This is a genomic window from Mesorhizobium sp. P5_C1, assembly GCF_054049815.1.
The window spans coordinates 1-2144 of the sequence record NZ_JBFULQ010000750.1 but is presented as its reverse complement, the minus strand read 5'-3'; the positions used below and the strand labels follow the sequence as shown (position 1 = coordinate 2144).

The 2144-nt window shown below is 61.7% G+C and carries 3 protein-coding genes; 2 read left to right on the top strand and 1 reads right to left on the bottom strand.

The genetic code is table 11. The features are described from left to right. Window positions 1-1511: alkaline phosphatase D family protein (locus tag ACXJ7R_RS30815; RefSeq protein WP_457155104.1), on the top strand; the 1511-nt coding region annotated here is incomplete at its 5' end. Window positions 1512-1556: 45 nt separating this feature from the next. Here the strand turns inward: ACXJ7R_RS30815 and ACXJ7R_RS30810 are convergent. Further along, window positions 1557-1838 carry a hypothetical protein gene (locus tag ACXJ7R_RS30810; protein ID WP_245331066.1) on the bottom strand — a complete coding sequence of 94 codons (282 nt, stop codon included), beginning with the start codon at window positions 1836-1838 and terminating at the stop codon, window positions 1557-1559. Between the two features lie 196 nt (window positions 1839-2034). On the opposite strand from ACXJ7R_RS30810, the gene ACXJ7R_RS30805 reads away from it, so the two are divergent. Continuing rightward, window positions 2035-2144 (top strand): GTP-binding protein (locus tag ACXJ7R_RS30805; protein WP_457155105.1); only part of this gene is annotated, 110 nt, incomplete at its 3' end.

Sequence of the window (2144 nt, the reverse complement as noted above, 5' to 3'; positions counted from 1 at the left end):
GCGTCTCCGGCCTGGCGCTGCCATACTATTCACGCGCCAGCCAGCGCCCGGCCTTCACCCATGGCGTCCAGTCGGGCGATGTCGACGCCACCAGCGGCATGGTGTGGACGCGCACGGATCGGCCGTCGCGCGTCATGTTCGAAGTGTCGTCGACCGAAAGTTTCACTGATGCCGTCCGCCTTGCGCCGCTCGATACCTCGCCGGCCAGCGACTATACGGTCAAGCGTCTGCTCACCGACCTCGCTTCCGACCAGGACATCTTCTATCGCATGACGGCGGCCGATCTCGCCGACGTCAATGCGGTTTCCGAGCCAATCACCGGCCGCTTCCGCACCGCGCCCGCTTCCAGGCGCGACATCAAGTTCGCCTGGTCGGGCGACACCGCCGGCCAAGGCTGGGGTATCGACGAGACCGGCATGAAGACTTACGCCACGATCGGCAAGCACACGCCCGACTTCTTCCTGCATTCGGGCGACACCATCTATGCCGACGGCGCGATGAAGGACGAGGTCGACCTGCCCGGGGGCGGCAAGTGGAAGAACGTCGTGCTGATCGACGGCAAGCGCAAGGTCGCCGAGACGCTGGACGAATACCGGGACCAGTGGAAATACAACATGATGGACAAGAACGTGCTGGGCCTCAGCGCTATTTGCCCGACGTTCTACCAGTGGGACGACCACGAAGTGCTGAACAACTGGTCGGATTCGAAGGATCTCAGTGCCGACAACCGGTACACCGAGAAATCCATCCATGTGCTGGCGGCACGCGCGGCGCGCGCTTTCCATGAAATGACGACGATCCGCTACGAACCGTCCGAGCCGGGCCGCGTCTATCGCAAGATTGCCTATGGGCCGCTGCTCGACGTGTTCTTCCTCGATATGCGTTCCTATCGCGGCCCCAACGGTCCGGACATGCAAGATGAGATGACGCCGCAATCGCGCATGCTCGGCGAACAGCAGACGAAATGGCTGAAGCGCGAACTGGCAAATTCGAAGGCAACCTGGAAAATCATCGCCGCCGACATGCCACTCGGCCTCGTCGTTTGGGACGATGCCGCCAAGAAAGCGGGCGCCGAAGCGGTGAGCAACGGCGACAACGGTCCGGCCAAGGGACGCGAGCTCGAGATTGCCGACCTTTTGCGGTTCATCAAGAACGCCGGCATCAGCAACACCGTCTGGCTGACCGCCGACGTGCATTACACCGCCGCGCACTACTACAATCCCCACAAGGCGCAGTTCCAGGATTTCAATCCGTTCTGGGAATTCGTCTCGGGCCCGATCCATGCAGGCACGTTCGGCCCGAACGATTTCGACATGACCTTCGGTCCGGAGCTGAAATTCATCAAGGCGCCAACTGCCGAGCAAGGCCAGAACCTGCCGCCGTCAGCTGGCCTGCAATTCTTCGGGCTGGTCGATATCAATGGCGCCAGCGAGCAGATGACTGTGCGGCTGATGGATCGCGACGACAACGAACTCTACAAGGTCACGCTCGACCCGGTGCGGTCGGCGTAAGCCGACCTTCGTCATCTGTGGGATGACGACCGCTGCCGGCGGTCGTCAGTCGGGATAGCAGACCATCGGGACGTTCGGCCAGACGGCAGTGTCGCAGTTGGCGGCGTCCTGCCTCTGCTTGAAGGCGGCGCTGACCGGGCCGGTCACCATCGGGTCGACCCCGTCGGGTGCGTCGGCAAAGACCTGCTCGGCGGATGGCGCAACGGTTGGCAAGGCAGGCCGCGCTTCCTTCTGCGTCGCAGCCGACTGCGCGGCGTTGGCCGCCAGCAGGATAGCAAAGGCAGCGGACGCGATGAGCGGCCAAAATCGGTTGAGTTTATCGGTCATGACGTTCGAACTGTCCGGGCCTCGAAAGGTTCCCGCCTTGGTTAACAAAATCATTTCACACGCAGATGCTTAAGATTTGATGAGTATTTGGTGTCGCGCGTCCTCTTTCGCAACTGCGAAAAACCCTGTATGAGCCGCGCAACCGAAAGAGGCAGCGCCTTTGGCCTGCTGCCTGCAACGCTTCCGAGACCAGAACATGAAAATTCGTAATATCGCGATCATCGCGCACGTCGACCATGGAAAAACCACCCTCGTCGACCAGTTGCTCCGGCAATCCGGCTCCTTCCGCGACAATCAGCGCGTCGC